Below are 23,088 nucleotides of genomic sequence, written 5' to 3'. Positions count from 1 at the left end.
CTACCGCGCGCTTAGAAGCAAAAGCAAAAGCAAAAGCAACGGCAACGGCAACGACAACGACAACGACAACGACGACGACGACGGCCATTCAGGTTCGCGAACAGCACGTCCGAATACGGCAGGGTTGCGCGGGGAACTCGCCAGTTGACGAGATCATTCCCACCGAGAAAGACACCAAATTACCCCTTCGCCGAGCGATCAATGGAGAACCCAGCCCAGTCCTGGCTTACCGGCATCAGTTCCAGGCTGTTGATGTTGATATGCGCCGGCTGGTTGAGGATCCAGAAGATGGTCTCGGCAATGTCCTGTGGCTGAATCGGCTCGGCACCCGCGTAGGTAGCATCGTACTTGGCCTGGTCACCGCCAAAACGCACCAACGAGAACTCGCTCTCGCACAAGCCAGGCTCGATGTTGCTCACCCGCACGCCAGTGCCGCGCAAGTCGCACCGCAAGCTCAACGAGAACTGGCCGACAAACGCCTTGGTACCGCCATAGACGTTGCTGCCCGGATAGGGATAATTACCCGCCACCGACCCCACGTTCAGGATGGACGCCCCCCGCCCGTGGGCAATCAAGCGCGGCAGCAGCAAGCGCGTGGTGTAGATCAGCCCCTTGATGTTGGTGTCGACCATGGTTTCCCAGTCGTCGAGGCTGCAATTCTGTGCCGCGTCCACCCCCAGCGCTAACCCGGCGTTGTTGACCAGCCCGCGAAGCGTGTCGAAACCCGCTGGCAAGTTGGCGATGGCCTGTTCCATCGCCTGGCGATCACGCACATCCAGCACCAGGCCATGGACTTCGGTTTGCGCTGACAATTCGGCACACAAGGCATCCAGGCGGTCCTTGCGGCGCCCAGTGAGCACCAGCTTCCAGCCCGCCTCGGCAAACCGGCGGGCAGTGGCCTCGCCAAAGCCGGACGTGGCGCCTGTGATGAAGACGGTCGAAGTCATGCAGTGTTCCTCACGTAAGAGATCCTGGGTTAACCCGAAGCATGCCCGTGCTCGATGCGCCGGGCAAGTCGCCATACGCACTGATCGTTTTTTGACCACACCGCTGAAGGCCGCGTATGCACTGGGCTGCAGCCACCTATGCGCACCTTATCCACAAGCCTTTCCCCGCCAATTGGGGGCAACGGCCGCACCCGGCGGAACCCTTTCAGCGAACCACGGTCTCGTCTGACTTTTTCACTAGGGCCAGATCCTTGGCCACATGCTGCTTCCAGACGTCTGTCCAATGCTTTTCCACAATTTTATCCACAGACATCTGACCTTATGACATCACACTTAAAAAGTACTAGTCAGATAGGCATAGCACCACCCAGCACGCCCATGGTCAAAAAATGATCAAACCTGTGAAAGCCTTTGATTCAAGGGCCTGCAGAAAGATGCCACCATGTTTTCCACAGGCACCTCCACACGAATGGTGGACTAAATCAAGTTGTGGGTAACCGAGGGCGGCCTGTCGCCTCGCGCCTGTGCATAAGCCCGAGGTCATGGCAGTTGTCCACATGAGGACTGGCCTGTTGAGACGTGCAGGAAGATGCTTTCGAGCGCTGACCAGCCCCGATTGGCTCAAGGCTGGACGACCATCAGGGCTCAGTGCCCGCCCAGATAAGCACTGCGCACCTCTTCATTGACCAACAACTCCTGGCCCGTACCCGTCATGCGTATCTGCCCGTTGACCATCACGTAAGCCCGGTCGGACAGCTTCAACGCATGGTTGGCGTTCTGCTCGACCAGGAAGATGGTCATGCCCGTCTTGGCCAGCTCGCGCAGGGTGGCGAAAATCTGCTTGACGACGATGGGCGCCAGCCCGAGCGAAGGCTCATCCAGAAGCAGCAGTCGAGGCCGGCTCATCAGGGCGCGGGCGATGGCCAGCATCTGCTGCTCACCCCCCGACATGGTCATGGCGCGCTGGTTGCGTCGCTCCTTGAGGCGTGGAAACAATGCATACATCCGCTGCATGTCCTCGTCAGCATGCTTGTCGCCGATGGGGATGGTGCCCATCATCAGGTTTTCTTCGACACTCATGTCCGGGAACACCCGCCGCCCTTCCGGCGATTGAGCGATGCCATTGGCGGCGATGTAGTGCGAGGACTTGCGGGTGATGTCGGTGCCCCGGTAGAGGATCTGACCGGAAGCGGCGCGAGGTTGCCCGAAAATGGACATCAACAAGGTGGACTTGCCCGCCCCGTTGGCACCGATCAGGCTGACCGTCTCACCTTCGTCGATGTGCATGGACACCTGCTTCAGGGCCTGGATGGGGCCGTAGAATACATCCAGGTCCTTCAATTCCAGAATGGGTGCAGTCATATCAGCTCCTCTTCGTCGGCACCCAGATAGGCAGCGATCACTGTCGGGTTGTTGCGGATATCCTGGGGCGCGCCCTCGGCGATCACGTTGCCGTGGTCCAGTACGACGATGTGGTCGGAAATGCTCATGACCATGCCCATGTCATGCTCGATCAGCACCACGGTGATGTCATGTTCGTCGCGCAGGACCCGCACCATGCGGCTCAACGCTTCGGTTTCCTGAGGGTTCAGGCCCGCGGCAGGTTCGTCCAGGCAGATCACCTTCGGGCGGGTGCACATGGCACGGGCGATTTCCAGGCGTCGCTGCTGGCCGTAGGACAGTTCGCCGGCCAGGCGGTTGGCGCAGTCGACCAGGTCCACCACTTCCAGCCAATAGAACGCATGGTCAAGCGCGTCGCTCTCGGCCTTGCGATACCCCTTGGTGTTGAGCACGCCAGCCAACAGGTTGCGGTTGACCCACATGTGCTGGGCCACCAGCAGGTTCTCGACGACGGACATTTCCTTGAACAGCCGGATGTTCTGGAACGTCCGGGCCAGGCCGGCCCGGTTGACCAGGTGGGTGCCGCCAAACATCTTGTAGTACAGCCGGCTGGCGAACCGTGATGGCGAGACGAAGTCCGCCGCCTGGAAGCGTTCGCCCAGCAATTGGATGACGTTGGTATGGCTACCCCGCGCGTTGAGCTCGATCCGCCCGCCGCTGGGCTTGTAGAAGCCGGTCAGGCAGTTGAACACCGTGGTCTTGCCTGCGCCGTTGGGGCCGATCAGGGCGAAGATTTGGTTGCGCCTGACTTTCAGGCTCACATCGCTGAGCGCCTTGATGCCACCGAACTGCATCATCAGGTGGTCTACCGAGAGAATGATGTCGTCGCTCATGGCGCCACTCCTTTACGCGGGGTCACACCGGACCGGCTGATGCGGATCAGCCCGCGCGGTCGCCAGATCATCATCAGCACCATTAGCACGCCAAACAGCAGCACCCGGTACTCGGAGAAGCTGCGCAGCAGTTCTGGCGCAACAGTGAGCACGAACGCGGCAATCACCACGCCGACGGTCGAACCCATGCCGCCCAGTACCACGATGGCCAGGATCAGCGCTGACTCGAAGAAGGTGAACGAGGACGGGTTGACGAAGCCTTGGTAGGTGGCGAAAAACACCCCCGCCAGCCCCGCCGTCGAGGCGCCCAGGGTGAACGCCGAGAGCTTGACCAGCACATGGTTGAGCCCCATGGAACGGCAGGCAATCTCGTCTTCGCGCAGGGCCTCCCAGGCGCGACCTACTGGCATGCGCGTCAGCCGGTGCTTGATGTACAGCACGGCCAGCACCACCAGGAACAGTACCGCGTAGATGAACACGAACTTGAGGTTGGGGTTGTAATCGATACCCATGAACTCATGGATGGGCACGCCCCCGTCCTTGGCCCGCCGCCCGAACTCCAGGCCGAGGAACGTCGGCGCCGGGGCCGGCATGCCGTTGGGGCCGCCAGTGAACGACAGCCAGTTGTTGAGCACCAGGCGAATGATTTCGCCAAAGCCCAAGGTAACGATGGCCAGGTAATCGCCGTGCATGCGCAACACCGGAAAGCCCAGGATGCACCCGGCCAGCGCTGCGGCAATGGCCGCCAAGGGCAGCACGCTCCAGAAGCCAAGCCCCAGGTACTGGTAGCCCAGCGCCAGGCCATAGGCACCGATGGCATAGAACGCGACATAGCCCAGGTCCAGCAGCCCGGCCAGGCCAACCACGATATTCAGGCCAAGACCCAGCAGCACGTAAATCAGCCCGAGGATCACCACCGTCAGCAAGTACTTGTTGGCAAAGATCGGGAAGATGATGGCGATCACGATGAGCGCAGGAATGATATAGCGCAGCCGCGACTTGTAGTCTGGCGGGTTCACATGCACGCCCGAGCCGCCGTTGTCGAAGCCTTGCAGCATGCGCCGGCCAGCAGCGGTTTGCAGGTAAAGGCTGAGCAGGAAGCGCCCAAGCATCACACCGCCGACCAGCCACGCCACACGCCGCGGTTCGGCGTTGAAGCTGTAGCCGTCGAGCACTACACCGACGACCGGGCCGAACACGATGAGCGCCAGCAGCCCTGCGACCAGGGTTTCCACTACGCTGCGCTTGAGATCCAAGCCTGTCTTTTGGGGAACGGATACGGATTTGGCAACGGACATGGTCACACCTTAGCCACGAGTGGGCGACCCAGCAGGCCTTGGGGGCGGAAGATAAGGATCAGTACCAGCAGCGAGAAGCTGAATACGTCCTTGTAGTCCGAGTTGATCAGCCCGGAGAACAGCGATTCGGAGATGCCCAGGATGATGCCGCCAAGCATCGCGCCAGGCAGCGAGCCAATACCGCCGAGCACCGCGGCAGTGAAGGCCTTGATACCGATGATGAAACCGGCATAGAAATCGAAGGTGCCGTAGTTCATGGTGATCAGTACGCCGGCCAGCGCCGCCATCACGGCACCGATAACGAACACGTAGGAAATCACCCGGTCGGTATTGATGCCCAGGATCGACGCCATCTTGCGGTCCTGCTGAGTGGCCCGGCACATGCGCCCCAGCTTGGTGTACTTGATCACATAGGTCAGCAGGCCCATGCCAACGAAGGCCGCTACCAGAATGAAGATCTTGGTGTAGGTCAGTTGCACGAAGCCGCTGCCCACCTCGACGCGCCAGGCGCCTTCAAGCAGGGTTGGTACCCCCTGTTGCCGCGCACCTTGGCTGATTTGCGCGTAGTTCTGCAGGATCAGGGAAATGCCGATGGCACTGATGAGCGGCGCCAGGCGGGTGGAGTTGCGCAAGGGTTTGTAAGCGATGCGCTCGATGGTGAAGCCGTATACCCCGGTCACCACGATGGTGAACAACAAGGTGCCCAACATCAGCAGAGGGAAGGACTCGACGCCGAAATAGGCCAGCAATGCCAGGCTGATCGCCGCCAGGTAGGCGGAAATCATGTACACCTCGCCGTGCGCGAAGTTGATCATGCCGATGATGCCATAGACCATTGTGTAGCCGATGGCGATCAGGCCGTAGACCGACCCGAGGGTCAGGCCGTTGACCAGTTGCTGCAGGAAAATACCATCCATAACGCAATCTCACCTGATCGAGATCGCACCGGTGCTGCCCACGCAGGGCCCGGTACCAGGCAGCCATGACGCTGCAGCACTGTGCTGATCTTCGGATAAAGACGGGTACCGCAGGGCCGGGCCCTGGGGCTCGCGCCCCAAGTCCCTGGAGCCGTTGTTATTGTTGTTTTTCCAGCTGGTGGTACTTGCCGTCCTTGTCCCACTGGTAGACCACGTAGTCCGACACCGTCAGGTCACCCTTGCTGTCCCACTTCTTCTCGCCCATCACCGTCTGCACAGGGTTGGCCTTCAACCACTTGGCCGCGTCTTCGCCCTTGTTGGACTTGGCGCCGTTGAACGCTGCAGCCAGTGCCTGCAATGAGGCGTAGGCGTAAAGGGTGTAGCCTTCAGGCTCGGTGCCGCCTTTACGGAATTCCTCGACCACTGCCTTGCTGTCGGGCAGTTGACGCGGATCGGCGCCGAAGGTCATGTAGACGCCATCGACGTACTGCGCCCCGCCTGCCGTGGACACCAGTTCGTCGGTGACGATGCCGTCATCGGACATGAACCTCACGTCCTTGAGCCCTTGCTCGCGCAGCTGGCGGACCAGGGGGCCGGCCTCAGGGTGCAGGCCACCGAAATAGACCACGTCGGCGCCGGTGGAGCGGATCTTGGTCACAATGGCGCTGAAGTCTTTCTCGCCGCGGGTCAGGCCCTCGTACAGCACAGGCTTGACGCCGCGTTTTTCCAGCTGAGCCTTGGTCGCATCGGCCAGCCCCTGGCCGTAGGTGTCCTTGTCGTGCAACACCGCTACTTTCTGGCCCTTGAGTACATCGACGATATAGTTGCCAGCGACGACGCCCTGCTGGTCGTCACGCCCACACATGCGGAACATGGCCGACAGCCCGCGCTCGGTGACCTGCGGGTTGGTCGAGCCGGGCGTGATGGCAATGACGCCTGCTTCGTCGTACACCTCGGATGCCGGGATGGTATTGGAGGAGCAGAAATGCCCTACCACGCCAATGACCTTGTCCTGATCCACCAGCCGGTTCGCTACAGACACGGCCTGCTTGGGTTCGCACGCGTCGTCGCCTTTGACCAGCACGATCTTCTCGCCATTGACTCCTCCGGCTGCGTTGATCTTGTCGGCCGCTGCCTGCGCACCTTTCATGTATTGCTCGCCAAACGCTGCGTTGGCACCGGTCATCGGGCCTGCAACACCGATCTTGACGTCGGCCTGTACATACGAAGAAACACCCATGGCCGTGGCAACGGCCAGGGCGAGGAAACCTTTCCTGTAAAACGTCTGCGACATGAGGTGGTGCTCCTAGAGTTTTTTTGATTGGCACTACAACGACTCAGCCCTGTGCTCTGAGCAAGGGCCGTGCCATTAGATTCGCATCATCTCCAAACACCATCGTGCGTAGGGTGGCGGGCCGGCGTTGGCCGTTTCTTTATTGAGCGTGCAACCGTCTATTCCACCTCAGGTGACACCCATTATCGCGGCGCAGGGCAACCGTAACGGCAGGGCGTTGCAACTGGTGCACGGGCCGATGGGCAACCGACCTGTAACAATTAACGTCACCGAACTGCACACAGCTGGTGCATGACTGCTACAGCCCGCACCTTAACTACACTCGGCACGTGATGTAACGCCGCCTGGTTTGGCTGGTACGACACCGTAGTCAGATTCTTCTGAAGGGTTTCACGCTGCCTTACCTCTCCACCGGCGTCGCAATCACATCGGCATGGCAAAGACTGGCACAATGACCGCCTATTGCCGTTTCTGGAGCCACCTTGATGAGCGAGAGCGCATTCGCCGAGCGCATCGTGCATAACCTGCTCGACACCGATTTCTACAAGCTCACCATGATGCAGGGCGTGCTCCACAACTACCCTGACGCCGATGTCGAATGGGAATTTCGCTGCCGCAATGGCGAGGACCTGCGCCCCTACCTGCACGACATTCGCCAGCAACTCGAGCAGCTTGCCGAACTGACGCTGGATAACGGCCAACTTGCCTTCCTGGAGCGCATCAGCTTTCTCAAGCCTGATTTCCTGCGCTTTCTGAGGTTGTTCCGCTTCAACCTGCGTTACGTGCACCTGGGTATCGACGACGGTCAGCTGGTGCTGCGCCTCAAAGGGCCCTGGCTACATGTGATCCTGTTCGAGGTGCCGCTGCTGGCGATCGTCAGCGAGGTGCGCAACCGTTCGCTGCACCCGCACATGCGCCTGGCCGATGCCCGTGATCAGCTTTACCGTAAATTCGATTGGCTGCGCGCCAACGCCAGCACCGATGAACTGGCCGAAATGCAGGTCGCTGACTTTGGTACCCGCCGGCGTTTCTCCAGCCGTGTGCAGGAAGACGTGGTGCGCGTGTTGCGCGATGACTTCCCGGCCCGCTTCGTCGGCACCAGCAATGTGGACCTGGCCTGGAAACTCGACATCAAGCCGCTGGGCACCATGGCTCATGAATGGATCATGGCCCATCAACAGTTGGGCCCGCGGTTGATCGACAGCCAGATCGCCGCACTCGATTGCTGGGTGCGTGAGTACCGGGGGTTGCTGGGCATCGCCTTGACCGACTGCGTGACCATGGACGCCTTCCTGGGCGATTTCGACCTGTACTTCGCCAAGCTCTTCGATGGGCTGCGCCACGACTCCGGTGACCCTGTGCTCTGGGCCGAGAAAGCCATTGCTCACTACCAGCACCTGGGCGTCGATCCGATGACCAAGACGCTGGTGTTCTCTGATGGGCTGAACCTGCCCCGGGCGCTGGAAATCTTCCGTGCCCTGCGCGGTCGCATCAACGTAAGCTTCGGTATCGGCACCAACCTGACCTGCGACATTCCGGGCGTAACGCCGATGAGCATCGTGCTTAAGATGACCGATTGCAACGGCGCACCGGTGGCCAAGATTTCAGACGAAGCGGCCAAGACCCAGTGTCGTGACGAGAACTTCGTCACCTACCTACGTCACGTTTTCAAAGTCCCCAGCAAGGAGTAACCCCATGCAAGCGGTTCAGCAAGAGATTGCCCAGGCACTCAAGGTACAACCGCCGTTCGCCGACGCTGCCGCCCTCGAGGCCGAAGTGACCCGGCGGGTAGCGTTCATCAAGGACTGCCTGGCCAATGCAAGGCTCAAGACCTTGGTACTGGGCATCAGCGGCGGCGTCGATTCGCTGACCGCAGCCCTGCTCGCCCAGCGCGCCATCAATGAGTTGCGTGATGAAACCGGTGACAAGGGCTATACCTTCATCGCCGTGCGCCTGCCCTATCATGTCCAGCACGATGAGCATGATGCACAGGCGTGCCTGGACGTCATCAAGCCGGACGAGACGCATACCATCGACATTGCCCCGGCCGTCAAGGCACTGGCAGGCGAAACGCAGGCGTTGAAAAACGGCTCGCCCACGCTCGTGGATTTCGTGGTGGGTAACATCAAGGCCAGGATGCGCATGGTTGCCCAGTACACCATCGCAGGCGCGCGCGCAGGCCTGGTGATCGGGACCGACCACGCAGCCGAGGCGGTCATGGGCTTTTATACCAAGTTCGGCGACGGCGCCTGCGACCTGGCGCCGCTCAGTGGCCTGGTCAAGCATCAGGTACGCGCCATCGCGCGCCATTTCGGGGCGCCGGAGTCACTGGTGGAGAAAGTGCCTACCGCCGACCTCGAAGACCTCGACCCGGGCAAGCCAGACGAAGCGGCCCACGGGGTTACCTACCAGCAAATCGACGCATTCCTGCATGGCCAGGAAATCGATCAAGCTGCGTTCGATGTCATCGTTGCCAACTACCGCAAGACCCAGCACAAGCGCCAACTGCCGTTCGCCCCTTGAATACGCAATTGGGGCCGCGTTGCGGCCCCAATTCGTGTTCTACCGCGTGGTGACATCACTTGACCACAACTTTGCCTTTCATCATCGCGATGTGACCTGGGAAGGTGCAGAAGAAGCTGTAGTCACCGCCGGCTTCGAGCTTGGCGGTGTCGAACGTCACTTCAGTTTCCTTCTCTGGCGCGCCGATCATCTTGGTGTGGGCGATGATGGCGGCGTTGTCGGCCTTGATGTAGTCCTTTTCCAGACCCTGACTCATGCCTTCGGTGGCGATGCCCTGCATGTCGGCCGTCTTGCTGATGACCAGGTTATGGCCCATGACGTTCTTCGGCAGGTTACCGGAGTGAGTCAGTTTGACGGTGAATTCTTTGCAGCTCTTGTCGACCGTGATTTCCTTGGTGTTGAAGGACATCTGGTCAGTCGAATCGACAGTTACCGAACACTCGGCGGCGAAGACAGAGGCGCTGGCGAGGGTCAGCAGGGATACCGCTACAGCTTTCGCAAACATCGTGAATCTCCTTGGCAGGGTTTTATCAACAGCGAGACTGCCTGAAACCGTCCAGCCCCTGGGTGACGTGCGTCAAGGGGATGTCAATGGGCCAGTCAGTTGAATTGTTCAATGGATTGTATACAACCAATCTAAGGGCACATCATGCCCTTTTAATAGACGATGGGACAACCTCTCATTTAGGAGCAGTACCAAATGCCCATGTCCAGTTTCTTGAACAGCCTGCTCGCTGCCTATGCCCACGCTGCCACAGGCGCGATCTGCGAGTTCTCGCGCCCCGAGTGATGCCGTTGTGCAGTGATCGAGTAACCCTTTGTTGCTGAGGAAGGGGCCGCCAGGCGGCCCGGGGTTTAGCGTGGGATGACTGGCTGGCGCGGCTTCTTCCCGCCTTTGCCACCCTTGGCCGACTCCTTGCGCTCCTTGGCCGCCTGCTGGTTGCGGGCGAACGCCTCCGCCTTGGCCTTCTCACGCTTGTCCCATGGCTTGCTGCCATCGCTGGCACGCGGCGGCAGGCCGGTGTGCTGGGTCAGGATCTTTTGGTCCTTGCCCACCTTGTGGCTACCGGCAGGCGTCGAGTTCTTGCGTCGGGCGCTCTGGTAGGTATCGGATTGCGGCTGGTGCAACGGGATCAGCTGATGCTTGCCTGGCCCGATCAGGTCGGCACGCCCCATGCGCTGCAGCGCCTCGCGCAGCATCGGCCAGCCCTTGGGGTCGTGGTAACGCAGAAACGCCTTGTGCAAGCGACGCTGCTCGTCGCTCTTGACGATATCCACGCCCTCGCTCTTGTAGGTCACCTTGCGCAGCGGGTTCTTGCCCGAGTGATACATGGCTGTGGCAGACGCCATCGGCGAGGGGTAGAACGCCTGCACCTGGTCGGCACGGAAACCGTTGCCCTTGAGCCACAAGGCCAGGTTCATCATGTCTTCGTCGGTGGTGCCGGGGTGCGCCGCGATGAAGTACGGGATCAGGTACTGCTCCTTGCCCGCCTCCTTGGAGAACTTCTCGAACATGCGCTTGAAGCGGTCATAGCTGCCAATGCCCGGCTTCATCATCTTGTCCAGCGGGCCACGCTCGGTGTGCTCCGGGGCAATCTTGAGGTAGCCACCCACGTGGTGGGTCACCAGCTCCTTGACGTACTCCGGCGATTCCACCGCCAGGTCGTAGCGCAGGCCCGAGGCGATGAGGATTTTCTTCACGCCTGGCAGCGCACGGGCCTTGCGATACAGCTCGATCAACGAACTGTGGTCGGTGTTCAGGTTCTCGCAGATACCGGGGAACACGCACGAGGGCTTGCGGCAGTGCTTCTCGATTTCCGGGCTCTTGCAGGCGATACGGTACATGTTGGCGGTAGGGCCGCCGAGGTCCGACACCACGCCAGTGAAGCCTGGCACCTTGTCGCGCATCTCCTCGATCTCGTTGAGGATCGATTCGTGCGAACGGTTCTGGATGATGCGCCCTTCGTGCTCGGTGATCGAGCAGAACGTACAACCGCCAAAGCAGCCGCGCATGATGTTGACCGAGAAGCGGATCATCTCGTAGGCCGGGATGCGCTCCTTGCCATAGGCAGGGTGCGGCACGCGCGCATAGGGCATGCCGAACACGTAGTCCATTTCCTCGGTGCTCATGGGAATGGGCGGTGGGTTGAACCACACGTCCACTTCGCCATGTTTCTGCACCAGGGCGCGGGCGTTGCCTGGGTTGGTCTCCAGGTGCAGCACACGGTTGGCATGCGCATACAGGACCGGGTCGTTACGCACCTTTTCGAACGATGGCAGGCGAATTACCGACTTCTCGCGCGTCACGCGCGGGCTGTCCAGTATCTGCACCACCTTGGCTTCGTTCGGGTCTTCCTGGTCGCCCTTGGCTTGTTCGATGGCGCAGGCCTGGGTGTCCTGGGTGTTGACGTACGGGTTGATGATCTTGTCGACACGCCCCGGACGATCGATACGGGTGGAGTCGATTTCGAACCAGCCGTCCGGGGTGTCGCGCCGCACGAAGGCCGTGCCACGCACATCGGTGATCGACTCGATCTTCTCGCCGTTGGACAGCCGTTGTGCCACCTCGACCACGGCACGCTCGGCATTGCCGAACAGCAGGATGTCGGCGCTGGCGTCGATCAGGATCGAGTGGCGCACCTTGTCCTGCCAATAATCGTAGTGCGCGATGCGGCGCAAGGAGGCCTCGATGCCGCCCAGCACGATGGGCACGTGCTTGTAGGCTTCCTTGCAACGCTGGCTGTACACCAGGCTGGCACGGTCAGGCCGGCTGCCCGCCAGGCCGCCCGGGGTGTAGGCGTCGTCGGAACGGATTTTCTTGTCGGCGGTGTAGCGGTTGATCATCGAGTCCATGTTGCCGGCAGCCACACCGAAGAACAGGTTGGGCTCGCCAAGCTTCATGAAGTCGTCTTTGGACTGCCAGTTCGGCTGGGCAATGATGCCTACGCGAAAACCCTGGGCCTCCAGCAACCGGCCGATGATGGCCATGCCGAACGACGGATGGTCGACGTAGGCGTCGCCAGTCACGATGATGATGTCGCAGGAATCCCAACCGAGCAGATCCATCTCCTCCCTGCTCATCGGCAGGAAAGGTGCTGGCCCGAAGCATTCGGCCCAGTACTTGGGATAATCGTAAAGTGGTTTGGCTGCTTGCATATCAGTGACCGGCTCTGGTGTGCAGGGAAATCGCGGGCGCGGAGAATAGCACAAATTTTAACCAAATCCGACTGGATTCGTGGGAATTGACAGGCGTGCGATGATTGGGGCGTGACACCTCGCGGGGCACGTTCGCCCCACGGTGCAGGTGATGAGGTACGTCTGGTGAAGCAGAAACAGGTGCTATTCGTCGTCGTCGAAGTTGTACATGCCCGGCGCGAGGTTCTCGAAGCGGGTGTACTTGCCGATAAACGCCAGGCGCACAAAGCCGATAGGCCCGTTACGCTGTTTACCGATGATGATTTCCGCCACGCCCTTGTGCTCGGTCTCCGGATGGTACACCTCGTCGCGGTACACGAACATGATGACGTCGGCGTCCTGCTCGATTGCACCCGATTCACGCAGGTCGGAGTTCACCGGACGCTTGTTCGGACGTTGCTCCAACGAACGGTTGAGCTGCGAAAGGGCAATGACCGGGCAATTGAATTCCTTGGCCAGGGCTTTGAGCGAGCGAGAGATTTCGGAAATCTCGTTCGTGCGGTTGTCACCGGAAGATCCGGGAATCTGCATCAACTGCAGGTAGTCGACCATGATCATGGCGATCTCGCCGTGCTCGCGTGCCAGGCGCCGGGTGCGCGCGCGCATCTCTGATGGGCTGATGCCAGCGGTGTCATCGATGAACAGCTTGCGGTCGTTGAGCAGGTTTACCGCCGAGGTGAGGCGTGGCCAGTCGTCGTCGCTCAATTGACCGGAGCGGACCTTGGTCTGGTCGATACGACCCAGTGAGGACAGCATACGCATGACCAGCGATTCCCCTGGCATTTCCAGCGAAAACACCAGCACGGCCTTGTCGGTCCGCAGCACGGCGTTTTCCACCAGGTTCATGGCGAACGTGGTTTTACCCATCGAAGGCCGGCCCGCCACGATGATCAGGTCGGCCGGCTGAAGGCCGCTGGTTTTCTCGTCCAGGTCGGTATAACCGGTGGAAATACCGGTGATGTCGCTGTCGGAGTTGAACAAGGTATCGATGCGGTCGATGGCCATGGTCAACAGGTCGTTGACCCCTACCGGGCCGCCGGTCTTGGGTCGCGCCTCGGCGATCTGGAAGATCTGCCGCTCGGCGTCGTCGAGGATTTCCGCCGCATCACGGCCTTGCGGATTGAACGCATTGTCTGCGATGTCGGTACTGATGCTGATCAGTTGCCGCAGCGTGGCCCGCTCGCGAATGATCGCGGCGTAGGCCTTGATGTTGGCCACCGAAGGCGTGTTCTTGGCCAGTTCGGCCAGGTACGCCAGGCCACCGACCTGCGTCGATAAGCCTTCCTTGTCGAGCTGCTCGTGCAGCGTCACCACATCGAACGGCTGGTTGGCGTCGGCCAACTTGTGCACGGCACGGAAGATCAGCCGGTGGTCATGCCGGTAGAAGTCACCGTCCGACACCTGATCCAGCACCCGCTCCCAGGCGTTGTTGTCCAGCATCAGACCACCGAGCACGGCCTGTTCGGCCTCGATGGAATGCGGCGGCACTTTCAGGGCTGCGGTTTGCAGGTCGAGCTGTTCGGAGGTAGTGATCTCGTTCATGGCCACGAAAGAATTCTGGAGGATGAAAAAGACAAAGGGCACGGCCTGTCGAAGACAGGACCGTGCCCGATGTTAACCGGCTGACACCTGAGGGGCCAGCCAGTCAGCGCAGCTTAGGCAGCTACGACGACCACGCGTACGGTGGCTTCAACGTCGCTGTGCAGGTGCACGGCTACGTCGTATTCGCCAACCTGACGGATGGTGCCGTTCGGCAGACGAACTTCAGCTTTGGCCACTTCAACGCCGGAGGCGGTCAGGGCATCAGCGATGTCGTGGGTGCCGATCGAACCGAATAGCTTGCCTTCGTCGCCAGCGGTGGCAGTGATGGTCACTTCCAGCTCGGCCAGTTGGGCAGCGCGGCTTTCAGCCGACGATTTACGGTCTGCAGCTGCTTTTTCCAACTCGGCGCGACGCTCTTCGAACGCAGCCAGGTTGGCGGCGTTGGCAACGGTAGCCTTGCCGAATGGCAGCAGGAAGTTACGGCCGTAACCAGCCTTAACTTTTACTTTATCGCCCAGGTTGCCCAGGTTGGCGACTTTTTCCAGCAGGATCAGTTCCATTTGGTAAAACCTCTTAACTTTTAACCTTCACCGTTCGCGGAGTCATTCCCTTTGGGGGACTTGCGACCGCGAAAATCAATCAGGCTGTCGACAATGGCCAGGACCACCAGCAACGGGTAAATCAGCTGCATGATCAGCGGCAGCGTCACGTACATCCCTACCAGCCAGAAACCGGCCAGTCGGCCCTGCGCCACGAGCCCATGCATCAAAGCGATGCCGGCCAGCACCAGTACCAGGCTCGAAGCCGATGCCAGGATGATGAACTGCGGCCCGATGAACGGGGCCACCACCATCACTGCCACCAGGGCCACCATGGTCTGTTTCGGCAGCTTCAGGGCACGAAACTCGTGACCGAAGCCTCCAGGGTTGTACAACGCTGCCTGCCAATAGCGCGCTAGCACCAAGGCCAGCACGCAGAACAACTGCACTGTCACCGCTGTGGAAGTGACCAGCAATGGGCGGATCACTTCACCGGAGAGCACCGGCTGCCCTTCTACTTGCGGCATGGCTTCGGCAAACGCCTTGGCCAGCGCATCGAAGGTAGGGGCCAGCGCCAGATCGAGCACGAGGCTGAACGCCACGGCGAACACGGCACTGACCACCAACACCCGACTCCAGGGATGCTCGGCCCGCAACAGGCCGGCAAGTGCCAGGGCGCCCGCGATCACCATGAAGGTGATCGGATCGCCCATGACCCAAACGGCCAACCCTGCCAGCAAGCCGCCAGCGATGACCGTTGAAGCATCCTTGAACCCGCGCCGCAGCAGCACAAGGCTGCCGGCAGCGGCACTCAACCAGAACAGCAGCGGCAATACCGCGCTGATGACCACCACGAGGGTGGCCTGCACACGACCGCGCATGATGAAACTTGCTAACGCTCGCATGCTAATCCCTTACTGCTTGTCGACGACCCGGTCTCAGCGGCCGTGGCTGTCGGTGTAGGGCAGCAGGGCCAGGAAGCGGGCGCGCTTGATAGCGGTAGCCAGCTGACGCTGATAACGAGCTTTGGTACCGGTGATACGGCTTGGAACGATCTTGCCGGTTTCGGATACGTAAGCTTTCAGGGTGTTGAGATCTTTGAAGTCGATCTCTTTCACGTCTTCAGCAGTGAAGCGGCAGAATTTACGACGACGGAAGAAACGTGCCATTTAATAGGCTCCTCTAAAGGTCCGTGGATTACTCGTCAGCGTTATCGCTGGAGTCGCTGTCATTGCTGTCGTCGCCTTCGGCGGACTCGGCATGCTCAGGACGCTCACGACGCTCACGGCGCTCGCTGCGGTTTTCTTCAGCCTTCAGCATCTCGGACTGACCGGTAACGGCTTCGTCGCGACGGATGACAAGGTTACGGATAACGGCATCGTTGTAGCGGAAGTTGTCTTCCAGCTCGGCCAGGGCCTTGCCAGTGCACTCAACGTTCAGCATCACGTAGTGAGCCTTGTGAACATTGTTGATGGCGTAGGCCAGTTGACGACGGCCCCAATCTTCCAGGCGGTGGATCTTGCCACCATCTTCTTCGATCAGCTTGGTGTAACGCTCAACCATGCCGCCGACTTGCTCGCTCTGGTCCGGGTGAACCAGGAAGATGATTTCGTAATGACGCATGAATGCTCCTTACGGGTTAGTAGTCTGCCAGCGAATCTGGTCAGACAAGGAGTGAATGACACTGGTGTGTCTTGCCAGGGAGTAGAGGCACATGCGCACCTGCCAGCTCGGCAAGGGGCGCAATTGTAGAGAAGGCCAGACAGACAAGCAAGGCAATTGGCGATTATTTGAACAACCGGAAACACTTCGACGCGGCGCCTGTCGCTCCACGGGTGCAGCTGCCTGCATAGGATCAGTTCACGTGGTCAGGTCAGGCTGACGCCGCGCCGGCCACAAGACCGGCACGGCCCTGGGCTCAACCCTTGGCCTGACGCTGGCGCACGGCCTCGAACAGGCATACGCCAGTGGCCACGGACACGTTCAGGCTGCTGACGCTGCCGCTCATCGGCAGCTTCACCAGAAAATCGCAGTGCTCGCGGGTCAGCCGGCGCATGCCCTTGCCTTCGGCGCCCATGATCATCACCAGCGGGCCGGTCAGGTCCTGCTGGTAGATTTCCTGCTCGGCTTCGCCAGCGGTGCCGACCACCCATAGGCCCCGCTGCTGCAACTTCTCAAGCGTACGCGCAAGATTGGTCACGGCCACCAGCGGGATCACCTCGGCTGCGCCGCATGCGACCTTGCGCACTACAGGCGTAAGGGTCGCTGACTTGTCCTTGGGCACGATCACAGCCGTGGCCCCCGCCGCATCGGCGGTGCGCAGGCAGGCACCGAGGTTGTGCGGGTCGGTCACCCCGTCCAGCACCAGGATCAGCGGCGGCGTTTCAGTGCGTTCGAGCAACTCCTCGAGCATAAGCTCGCCCCAGACCTGGCTGGGGCTCACCTCGGCCACCACACCCTGGTGCACGCCCTCGACCCAGGCGTCCATCTCACGGCGTTCGGCTTGACCCACGGCCACACGGTTCTCGGCGGCCAAGGCCAGCAGCGCTTGCAGGCGCGGCTCGCTGCGACCCTCTGACAGCCAGATCTGCTTGACTCGCTTGGGATGGTGCTGCAACAGCGCCTGTACCGCGTGAACGCCGTAGATCTTTTCCAACTGACTCATGAATTGCTCTTGCTCTTGCGTGAGGCGCCGGATTTCGACGGCCCTTTACGGTGCTTGGTAGGCTTGCCGGACGTCTTGCTGCCCTTGTCCGACTTGCTGCTGCCGTGGCCGGTAGTGCGGGCCTCGGTCATCAGCGCCTTTTTCATTTCGCGGCTCTTGCGCACCTCGGCGTTGCGCTGCACGGCGTCCTTGGGGAAATACGCCTCGGAGGCTTCGCTCTTGCGGCTGCGCGGCTTGGGCGTGGCCTTGGCCTTCACTTGCTCCGGAGCTTGCTCGGTCGGGGCCGCCGCAGCCGTTGCACCACGCTGCTTGCGACCGATCGGAGCGGCCAAAGTGGCGTCGGCCACCTCGAAGTCGATCTTGCGCTCGTCCAGGTCCACGCGCATGACCTTGACCTCGATCGTGTCACCCAGCCGGAAGCTGCGGCCGGTGCGTTCGCCCGACAGGCGATGATGCACAGGGTCGAAGTGGTAATAGTCGCCCGGCAGCGCACTGACGTGCACCAGACCCTCGACGTAGATGTCGGTCAGCTCGACGAACAGGCCGAAACCGGTCACCGCAGTGATCACACCCGGGAACGTCTCGCCCACGCGGTCCTTCATGTATTCGCACTTGAGCCAGTTGACCACGTCACGGGTGGCTTCGTCAGCCCGACGTTCGGTCATCGAACACTGCTCGCCCAGTTGCTCGAGGGTGTTCTCGTCGTACGGGTAGATACGCGCCTTGGGAATGCTCATGGCACCGGCACGCTTGACGTGCGGGGTATCGACCTTGGAGCGGATCACGCTGCGGATGGCGCGGTGCACCAGCAGGTCAGGGTAACGGCGGATCGGCGAGGTGAAGTGAGTGTACGCCTCGTAGTTCAAGCCGAAGTGGCCGTTGTTGTCGGTGCTGTACACCGCCTGGCTGAGCGAGCGCAGCATCACGGTCTGGATCAGGTGGAAGTCCGGGCGGGCGGCGATGCTCGCCAGCAGTGCCTGGTAGTCCTTGGGCGACGGATCCTTACCCTTGTGCAGGGACAGCCCCAGCTCGCCCAGGAACGCGCGCAGCTTTTCCAGGCGCTCCGGTGGTGGGCCGTCGTGCACGCGGTACAAGGCCGGCACGTTATGTTTTTGCAGGAACTCTGCCGTGGCCACGTTGGCGGCCAGCATGCATTCCTCGATCAGCTTGTGCGCATCGTTGCGCACGGTCGGGCGAATTTCCGCGATTTTGCGGTCTTCGCCGAAGACGATGCGAGTTTCCTGGGTCTCGAAGTCAATGGCACCGCGGGTGTGACGGGCCTCGAGCAGGACTTTGTACAGGTTGTAGAGGTTCTTCAGGTCCGGGACGACTTCCTTGTATTCCTCGCGCAGCGCCTTGCCTTCACGGGTGCGTGAATGCTCGAGCATGCTGCTGACCTTGTTGTAGGTCAGGCGGGCGTGGGAGTGGATGACCCCTTCATAGAACTGGTAGTCGACCATTTGCCCGGCCTTGTTCATGGTCATTTCACAGACCATGGCCAGTCGATCGACATGCGGGTTCAACGAGCACAGGCCGTTGGACAACTCCTCGGGCAGCATGGGCACCACGCGCTCGGGGAAGTACACCGAGTTGCCGCGCTGCTGGGCTTCCACATCCAGCGCCGAGCCCAGGCGAACGTAGCTCGACACGTCGGCGATGGCCACATAAAGGCGCCAGCCACCGGAGAACATCCGCAGCTTGCCCAGCGGTTCGCAGTAAACGGCATCGTCGAAGTCGCGCGCGTCCTCGCCGTCGATGGTCACGAAAGGCAGGTGGCGCAGGTCGACGCGCTTTTCCTTGTCCTTGTCTTCGACTTCGGAGCGGAACTTGCGGGCCTCCTTGATCACATCCTTGGGCCAAACGTGTGGGATATCGTAGCTGCGCAAGGCAACGTCGATTTCCATGCCCGGCGCCATGTAGTTGCCGACCACTTCCACCACATCGCCTTGTGGCTGGAACCGCGCCGTCGGCCAATGGGTGATCTTGATCTCGACGAACTGGCCGATCTTCGCGCCACCGTTGCGCCCGGCCGTGACCAGCACTTCCTGCTGGATCTTCGGGTTGTCGGGGGTCACGTAACCGATGCCGCCCTCCTCGAAGTAGCGGCCGACCACGCTCTCATGGGCGCGGGAGACAACCTCTACCAGTACGCCTTCGCGGCGACCACGGCGGTCGACGCCAGATACGCGAGCCAGGGCGCGGTCGCCATCGAATACCAGGCGCATCTGCGACGGGCTCAGGAACAGGTCTTCGCTACCGTCGTCGGGAATGAGGAAGCCGAAGCCGTCGCGGTGGCCGGAGACGCGACCGCAGATGAGGTCCAGCTTGTCCACCGGGGCATAGGTGCCGCGCCGGGTGTAGATAAGCTGGCCGTCGCGCTCCATGGCCCGCAGGCGGCGACGCAGTGCTTCGATCTGGTCTTCTTCGTGCAGACCGAACTCTGCCGCCAGCTCCTCGCGCGCGGCCGGTTCGCCACGGTCGGCAAGGCGCTGCAGGATCAGCTCACGGCTGGGAATGGGGTTGTCGTATTTTTCCGCTTCGCGAGCGGCCTCGGGATCGAGGGATTGCCAATCGGCCATCAGAAGGGGTTCACCTTGGGGTATATAGATAGGAATTCTGGCATAGGCGTATTGAAACCGGAAATGTCAGCCTTGGACAGCCCCCTGAGGAGCGCTCGGCAATCGGCAATAGGCCCATGAAATCAACAAGTTGAATTTTTTGAGATTTTTTTTGATCGAGGGCTTTACAGCCCTTGGGAGCATCCGTATAGTGCGCACCACGACGACGGACAACCCCGAAGTTGTAGTAGAGATGAGCGGCGCTGTAAAGCATCTTTTATCTCGAATGTGTGCCCAGGTGGCGGAATTGGTAGACGCGCTGGTTTCAGGTATCAGTGGCTTAACGGCCGTGGAAGTTCGAGTCTTCTCCTGGGCACCAAAATTTTCAAGTAATAGATGACCAAGGATCTGTTACTACTGTGTGAAGCGAACAATAGTCGCCTTCATCAGATGATGTAAAGCTTTGCCCAGGTGGCGGAATTGGTAGACGCGCTGGTTTCAGGTATCAGTGACTTAACGGTCGTGGAAGTTCGAGTCTTCTCCTGGGCACCATACAAAAACCCACTAGCTTGCTAGTGGGTTTTTTCTTGCCTGAAATTCAGCACCTTGGCCGCGCCCTCCCGTGCTTTCGGCCTTCTGCAAGACGGTGCACAAGACCCAACGCCCCGCCCCTTCCGATGCATGCATAAGCCCACGTAACCCGCTCAATGAATTTATCGTCACCTCGCCACATGAGAAACGATTTCGTTTACCATTGTTTCCGAATATGTAGCCGTAAGCGAGGAAGTACCCGCATGACGATCCGCCCGCAACCGCTGATGCGCACCCTGGCCGCCGCCGTATTGAGCCTGGTCATCGGCGCTCCGGCCGCCATGGCAGACGCGCCGGTCACCTTGACCATGTACAACGGTCAGCACAAGGAAATCGGCGAGGCCATCGCCAAGGCTTATGAAGCCAAGACCGGCATCCATATCAATATTCGCAAGGGCAGCAGCAACCAGCTGGCCAGCCAGATCATCGAAGAAGGCGAGCGCTCGCCGGCCGACATCATCTATACCGAAGAGTCGCCACCCCTGAACAACCTGGGTGAATTGGGCCTGCTGGCAAAGATCGATGATGCCACGCTCAACATGCTGCCCAAGGAATACGTCGCCGCCAACGGCACCTGGATGGGCGTGACCGCGCGGACCCGGGTGGTGGTGTACAACCCCAAGAAAATCGACGAGAAGGACCTGCCGACCACGGTGATGGACTTCGCCAACCCTGAATGGGACAGGCGTGTTGGCTTCGTGCCCACCAGCGGGGCTTTCCAGGAGCAGGCGGTAGCCATCCTGAAGATGCATGGTCGCGAGGCAACGGAAGAATGGCTGACCGGCCTGAAGGCCTTCGGCAAGACCTACACCAACAACATGGTCGCCCTCAAGGCCGTGGAGAAAGGTGAAGTGGACGCGGTGCTGGTCAACAACTACTACTGGTACGCCTTGGAGCGCGAGCGTGGCAAGCTCGATTCCAAGCTGTACTACCTGGCCGACGGCGATGCCGGCAACCTGGTGACCATTTCGGGTGCCGCGGCCGTGAAGGCCAGCAAGCACCCCAAGGAAGCCCAGGCCCTGCTCAACTGGATGGCCAGCGAAGAGGGCCAGCGTGTCATCACCCAGACGACAGCCGAGTACCCGCTGCACAAGGGCATGGTCTCCGACCGGGGCCTGAAGCCGTTTGAAGACCTGCGCCCGCCCAAGATCTCGCCTGCCGACCTGGGCAATGCCGAGGAAGCCATCGAACTGGAACGTGAGGTCGGTCTGCTCTAATGACTGCCGCCCTGACCCAGCCGGTGCCGGTACGTTTCGTACCGCGCCGCAAGCGCCCCTCGATCTGGGTGGTGCTGCCCGTGCTTTTCCTGGTGGCGATGAGCGTGCTGCCATTGCTCTACGTGGCCATCAAAGCCTGGGAAGCCGGCTGGCGAGAGGCGCTGTATCTGTTGTGGCGCCCCTATGTATGGGGGCTGATGCGCAATACCTTGTTGTTGATGGTCGGGGTAACCCTGACTTGCATGGTGGTCGGCCTGGCGCTGGCCTGGTTGCTCGAACGCAGCGACCTGCCCGGTCGCAGGCTGTGGGGGGTGGTGTTGTGCCTGCCCTTTGCCGTGCCGTCGTTCGTCAGCAGCTTCACCTGGGTCTCGCTGAGCGCTGACTTCGAGGGCCTGGGCGGCGCCATTTTGGTGATGGCCCTGTCCAAGTACCCGCTGATCTTCCTGCCAGTGGCCGCCACCTTGCGCAACCTGGACACCTCACTCGAGGAGTCGGCGCGGACCCTGGGCTGTAGCCGCTGGAGCGTGTACCGGAAAGTCACCCTGCCGCTGCTGTGGCCATCGATGCTCGGAGGCGCCTTGTTGATTGCCCTGCACATGCTCGTGGAATTCGGCGCGCTGTCGATTCTAGGCCTGCAGACATTCACCACCGCCATCTACCAACAGTTTGAGCTGGAGTTCAGCAACGCCAACGCGGCCATGCTCTCTGCCGTACTGCTAGCCATGTGCCTGGTCATGCTCTGGCTGGAGCTGCGGGTACGCGGCAAGGCCCGGCATGTGCGCATCGGCCAGGGTGTGGCACGCCGCGCTCAGCCTATAAAGCTGCGTGGCTGGGCAATACCTGCTCAGTTGTTCTGCCTGGGCCTGGCAGTATTGGGCAGCGGTATCCCATTGGCCATGCTCGGTTACTGGCTCAGTGTGGGTTCCTCCGCAGCGTTCCCCATTGCGGATATTTCCAGTGCCCTGTTCACTTCGCTGTCCGTGTCGCTGGGCGGCGCCGGCTTCTGCGTCGTGCTAGCTCTGCCGATCAGCTTCCTGGTGGTGCGCTACAAGGGGCGCCTGGCCATTTGGGCAGAACGCTTGCCGTACCTGCTGCATGCCCTGCCCGGCCTGGTCATTGCCCTGACGCTGGTGTTCTTCGCCCTGCACTACGTGCCGGTGCTGTACCAGACCACGGCGTTACTGCTTTTGGCCTATGCACTGTTGTTCCTGCCTCTGGCCCAGTCCCCTGTACGCACGGCCTTGACCAAGGCCTCCCCTACGCTGGAAGAAGCGGCCCGCACCCTGGGAGCAAGCAGCTTTGCCGCGTTTTGCAAAGTGACCCTGCCGATCATCTTCCCGGCGATGGCAGCGGCCTTCGCCTTGGTGTTTCTGGACGCCATGAAGGAATTGACGGCAACGTTGCTGCTCAGCCCGACCGGCATGACGACCCTTGCCACCGAAGTCTGGGCACACACGGCCAATGTGGAGTTCGCGGCCGCAGCCCCGTATGCGGCGTTGTTGATTGTGGTGTCGGGGTTGCCGGTGTACCTGCTGACAACGCGGATGTACCTGAACCGGGCGTGATGG

At 60.9% G+C, this 23,088-nt stretch carries 19 protein-coding genes and 2 tRNA genes; 6 read left to right on the top strand and 15 right to left on the bottom strand.

The features are described from left to right. Positions 1 to 179: 179 nt before the first annotated feature. The 6 genes from ACF8E5_RS06695 to ACF8E5_RS06670 form a co-directional block, all read right to left on the bottom strand. Positions 180 to 947 carry an SDR family oxidoreductase gene (locus ACF8E5_RS06695; protein WP_058638002.1) on the bottom strand — a complete coding sequence of 256 codons (768 nt, stop codon included), beginning with the start codon at positions 945 to 947 and terminating at the stop codon, positions 180 to 182. A gap of 645 nt (positions 948 to 1,592) precedes the next feature. After that, a complete protein-coding gene (locus ACF8E5_RS06690; protein ID WP_058638001.1) occupies positions 1,593 to 2,309 on the bottom strand; it encodes an ABC transporter ATP-binding protein in 717 nt (238 codons plus the stop codon). Then, positions 2,306 to 3,181, bottom strand: coding sequence for an ABC transporter ATP-binding protein (locus ACF8E5_RS06685; protein ID WP_023532980.1), 876 nt, complete (start codon positions 3,179 to 3,181; stop codon positions 2,306 to 2,308). The genes ACF8E5_RS06690 and ACF8E5_RS06685 overlap by 4 nt, the downstream gene beginning before the upstream one ends. Next, positions 3,178 to 4,479 carry a high-affinity branched-chain amino acid ABC transporter permease LivM gene (gene livM / locus ACF8E5_RS06680; RefSeq protein ID WP_167338948.1) on the bottom strand — a complete coding sequence of 434 codons (1,302 nt, stop codon included), beginning with the start codon at positions 4,477 to 4,479 and terminating at the stop codon, positions 3,178 to 3,180. Before livM ends, ACF8E5_RS06685 begins: the two co-directional genes overlap by 4 nt. 2 nt (positions 4,480 to 4,481) lie before the next feature. Beyond that, positions 4,482 to 5,396 carry a branched-chain amino acid ABC transporter permease gene (locus tag ACF8E5_RS06675; protein WP_023533025.1) on the bottom strand — a complete coding sequence of 305 codons (915 nt, stop codon included), beginning with the start codon at positions 5,394 to 5,396 and terminating at the stop codon, positions 4,482 to 4,484. A gap of 157 nt (positions 5,397 to 5,553) precedes the next feature. After that, the gene (locus ACF8E5_RS06670) at positions 5,554 to 6,690 is read right to left on the bottom strand and encodes a branched-chain amino acid ABC transporter substrate-binding protein (protein WP_058637999.1); all 1,137 of its coding nucleotides are present in this window, start codon (positions 6,688 to 6,690) and stop codon (positions 5,554 to 5,556) included. A 485-nt stretch (positions 6,691 to 7,175) separates the two neighbouring features. Here ACF8E5_RS06670 and pncB point away from each other — a divergent pair, with 485 nt between their 5' ends. After that, positions 7,176 to 8,381 carry a nicotinate phosphoribosyltransferase gene (gene pncB, locus ACF8E5_RS06665; RefSeq protein WP_392475049.1) on the top strand — a complete coding sequence of 402 codons (1,206 nt, stop codon included), beginning with the start codon at positions 7,176 to 7,178 and terminating at the stop codon, positions 8,379 to 8,381. Between the two features lie 4 nt (positions 8,382 to 8,385). Then, entirely contained in the window at positions 8,386 to 9,213 is an 828-nt protein-coding gene (gene nadE, locus ACF8E5_RS06660; RefSeq protein ID WP_392475048.1) for an ammonia-dependent NAD(+) synthetase, read from the top strand. Between the two features lie 55 nt (positions 9,214 to 9,268). Here the strand turns inward: nadE and azu are convergent, their stop codons facing one another. The 9 genes from azu to rnr all read right to left on the bottom strand — a co-directional run bounded on the left by azu (position 9,269) and on the right by rnr (position 19,733). Further along, positions 9,269 to 9,718 (bottom strand): azurin, encoded by a 450-nt coding sequence (gene azu / locus ACF8E5_RS06655; protein ID WP_058637996.1) that lies wholly within the window; start codon positions 9,716 to 9,718, stop codon positions 9,269 to 9,271. Between the two features lie 350 nt (positions 9,719 to 10,068). Beyond that, a complete protein-coding gene (locus ACF8E5_RS06650) occupies positions 10,069 to 12,369 on the bottom strand; it encodes a YgiQ family radical SAM protein (RefSeq protein WP_078477912.1) in 2,301 nt (766 codons plus the stop codon). A 183-nt stretch (positions 12,370 to 12,552) separates the two neighbouring features. Further along, positions 12,553 to 13,950 carry a replicative DNA helicase gene (dnaB, locus tag ACF8E5_RS06645; protein ID WP_023532900.1) on the bottom strand — a complete coding sequence of 466 codons (1,398 nt, stop codon included), beginning with the start codon at positions 13,948 to 13,950 and terminating at the stop codon, positions 12,553 to 12,555. A gap of 113 nt (positions 13,951 to 14,063) precedes the next feature. Beyond that, on the bottom strand, positions 14,064 to 14,510 hold the full coding sequence (gene rplI / locus ACF8E5_RS06640; protein WP_012316464.1) for a 50S ribosomal protein L9: 447 nt from the start codon (positions 14,508 to 14,510) through the stop codon (positions 14,064 to 14,066). A 20-nt stretch (positions 14,511 to 14,530) separates the two neighbouring features. Beyond that, complete coding sequence (locus ACF8E5_RS06635; RefSeq protein WP_023533001.1) at positions 14,531 to 15,394, bottom strand: hypothetical protein; 864 nt, start codon at positions 15,392 to 15,394, stop codon at positions 14,531 to 14,533. 33 nt (positions 15,395 to 15,427) lie between these two features. Further along, positions 15,428 to 15,658, bottom strand: a complete 231-nt coding sequence (gene rpsR, locus ACF8E5_RS06630; RefSeq protein ID WP_003249563.1) for a 30S ribosomal protein S18 — start codon at positions 15,656 to 15,658, stop codon at positions 15,428 to 15,430. Between the two features lie 28 nt (positions 15,659 to 15,686). Further along, positions 15,687 to 16,112, bottom strand: coding sequence for a 30S ribosomal protein S6 (rpsF, locus tag ACF8E5_RS06625; RefSeq protein ID WP_021783885.1), 426 nt, complete (start codon positions 16,110 to 16,112; stop codon positions 15,687 to 15,689). A gap of 295 nt (positions 16,113 to 16,407) precedes the next feature. Further along, positions 16,408 to 17,154 (bottom strand): 23S rRNA (guanosine(2251)-2'-O)-methyltransferase RlmB, encoded by a 747-nt coding sequence (gene rlmB / locus ACF8E5_RS06620; RefSeq protein ID WP_023532995.1) that lies wholly within the window; start codon positions 17,152 to 17,154, stop codon positions 16,408 to 16,410. Next, positions 17,151 to 19,733, bottom strand: a complete 2,583-nt coding sequence (gene rnr, locus ACF8E5_RS06615; protein WP_058605823.1) for a ribonuclease R — start codon at positions 19,731 to 19,733, stop codon at positions 17,151 to 17,153. Before rnr ends, rlmB begins: the two co-directional genes overlap by 4 nt. Before the next feature lie 271 nt (positions 19,734 to 20,004). On the opposite strand from rnr, the gene ACF8E5_RS06610 reads away from it, so the two are divergent. From ACF8E5_RS06610 to ACF8E5_RS06595, 4 genes are all read left to right on the top strand, one after another. Further along, positions 20,005 to 20,091: transfer RNA gene (locus ACF8E5_RS06610), tRNA-Leu, on the top strand. Between the two features lie 86 nt (positions 20,092 to 20,177). Continuing rightward, positions 20,178 to 20,264, top strand: a tRNA-Leu gene (locus tag ACF8E5_RS06605). Positions 20,265 to 20,506: 242 nt separating this feature from the next. Then, complete coding sequence (locus ACF8E5_RS06600; RefSeq protein WP_058637993.1) at positions 20,507 to 21,520, top strand: extracellular solute-binding protein; 1,014 nt, start codon at positions 20,507 to 20,509, stop codon at positions 21,518 to 21,520. Continuing rightward, on the top strand, positions 21,520 to 23,085 hold the full coding sequence (locus ACF8E5_RS06595; protein WP_196186561.1) for an iron ABC transporter permease: 1,566 nt from the start codon (positions 21,520 to 21,522) through the stop codon (positions 23,083 to 23,085). The genes ACF8E5_RS06600 and ACF8E5_RS06595 overlap by 1 nt, the downstream gene beginning before the upstream one ends. Positions 23,086 to 23,088 lie beyond the last annotated feature (3 nt).

This window comes from Pseudomonas sp. WSY_20 (assembly GCF_043104335.1).
Lineage (GTDB): Bacteria > Pseudomonadota > Gammaproteobacteria > Pseudomonadales > Pseudomonadaceae > Aquipseudomonas > Aquipseudomonas parafulva_B.
This window is presented reverse-complemented; position numbering and strand designations above follow the sequence as displayed.

Excerpts from the sequence above, each read along its gene's own strand:
- nadE (WP_392475048.1), top strand. The coding sequence starts at position 8,386 with ATGCAAGCGGTTCAGCAAGAGATTGCCCAGGCACTCAAGGTACAACCG.
- rnr (WP_058605823.1), bottom strand. The coding sequence starts at position 19,733 with ATGGCCGATTGGCAATCCCTCGATCCCGAGGCCGCTCGCGAAGCGGAA.
- livM (WP_167338948.1), bottom strand. The coding sequence starts at position 4,479 with ATGTCCGTTGCCAAATCCGTATCCGTTCCCCAAAAGACAGGCTTGGAT.
- rlmB (WP_023532995.1), bottom strand. The coding sequence starts at position 17,154 with ATGAGTCAGTTGGAAAAGATCTACGGCGTTCACGCGGTACAGGCGCTG.
- ACF8E5_RS06675 (WP_023533025.1), bottom strand. The coding sequence starts at position 5,396 with ATGGATGGTATTTTCCTGCAGCAACTGGTCAACGGCCTGACCCTCGGG.
- pncB (WP_392475049.1), top strand. The coding sequence starts at position 7,176 with ATGAGCGAGAGCGCATTCGCCGAGCGCATCGTGCATAACCTGCTCGAC.
- ACF8E5_RS06685 (WP_023532980.1), bottom strand. The coding sequence starts at position 3,181 with ATGAGCGACGACATCATTCTCTCGGTAGACCACCTGATGATGCAGTTC.
- ACF8E5_RS06695 (WP_058638002.1), bottom strand. The coding sequence starts at position 947 with ATGACTTCGACCGTCTTCATCACAGGCGCCACGTCCGGCTTTGGCGAG.
- ACF8E5_RS06690 (WP_058638001.1), bottom strand. The coding sequence starts at position 2,309 with ATGACTGCACCCATTCTGGAATTGAAGGACCTGGATGTATTCTACGGC.
- ACF8E5_RS06670 (WP_058637999.1), bottom strand. The coding sequence starts at position 6,690 with ATGTCGCAGACGTTTTACAGGAAAGGTTTCCTCGCCCTGGCCGTTGCC.
- ACF8E5_RS06635 (WP_023533001.1), bottom strand. The coding sequence starts at position 15,394 with ATGCGAGCGTTAGCAAGTTTCATCATGCGCGGTCGTGTGCAGGCCACC.
- ACF8E5_RS06600 (WP_058637993.1), top strand. The coding sequence starts at position 20,507 with ATGACGATCCGCCCGCAACCGCTGATGCGCACCCTGGCCGCCGCCGTA.
- rplI (WP_012316464.1), bottom strand. The coding sequence starts at position 14,510 with ATGGAACTGATCCTGCTGGAAAAAGTCGCCAACCTGGGCAACCTGGGC.
- ACF8E5_RS06650 (WP_078477912.1), bottom strand. The coding sequence starts at position 12,369 with ATGCAAGCAGCCAAACCACTTTACGATTATCCCAAGTACTGGGCCGAA.
- rpsF (WP_021783885.1), bottom strand. The coding sequence starts at position 16,112 with ATGCGTCATTACGAAATCATCTTCCTGGTTCACCCGGACCAGAGCGAG.
- dnaB (WP_023532900.1), bottom strand. The coding sequence starts at position 13,950 with ATGAACGAGATCACTACCTCCGAACAGCTCGACCTGCAAACCGCAGCC.
- azu (WP_058637996.1), bottom strand. The coding sequence starts at position 9,718 with ATGTTTGCGAAAGCTGTAGCGGTATCCCTGCTGACCCTCGCCAGCGCC.
- rpsR (WP_003249563.1), bottom strand. The coding sequence starts at position 15,658 with ATGGCACGTTTCTTCCGTCGTCGTAAATTCTGCCGCTTCACTGCTGAA.
- ACF8E5_RS06595 (WP_196186561.1), top strand. The coding sequence starts at position 21,520 with ATGACTGCCGCCCTGACCCAGCCGGTGCCGGTACGTTTCGTACCGCGC.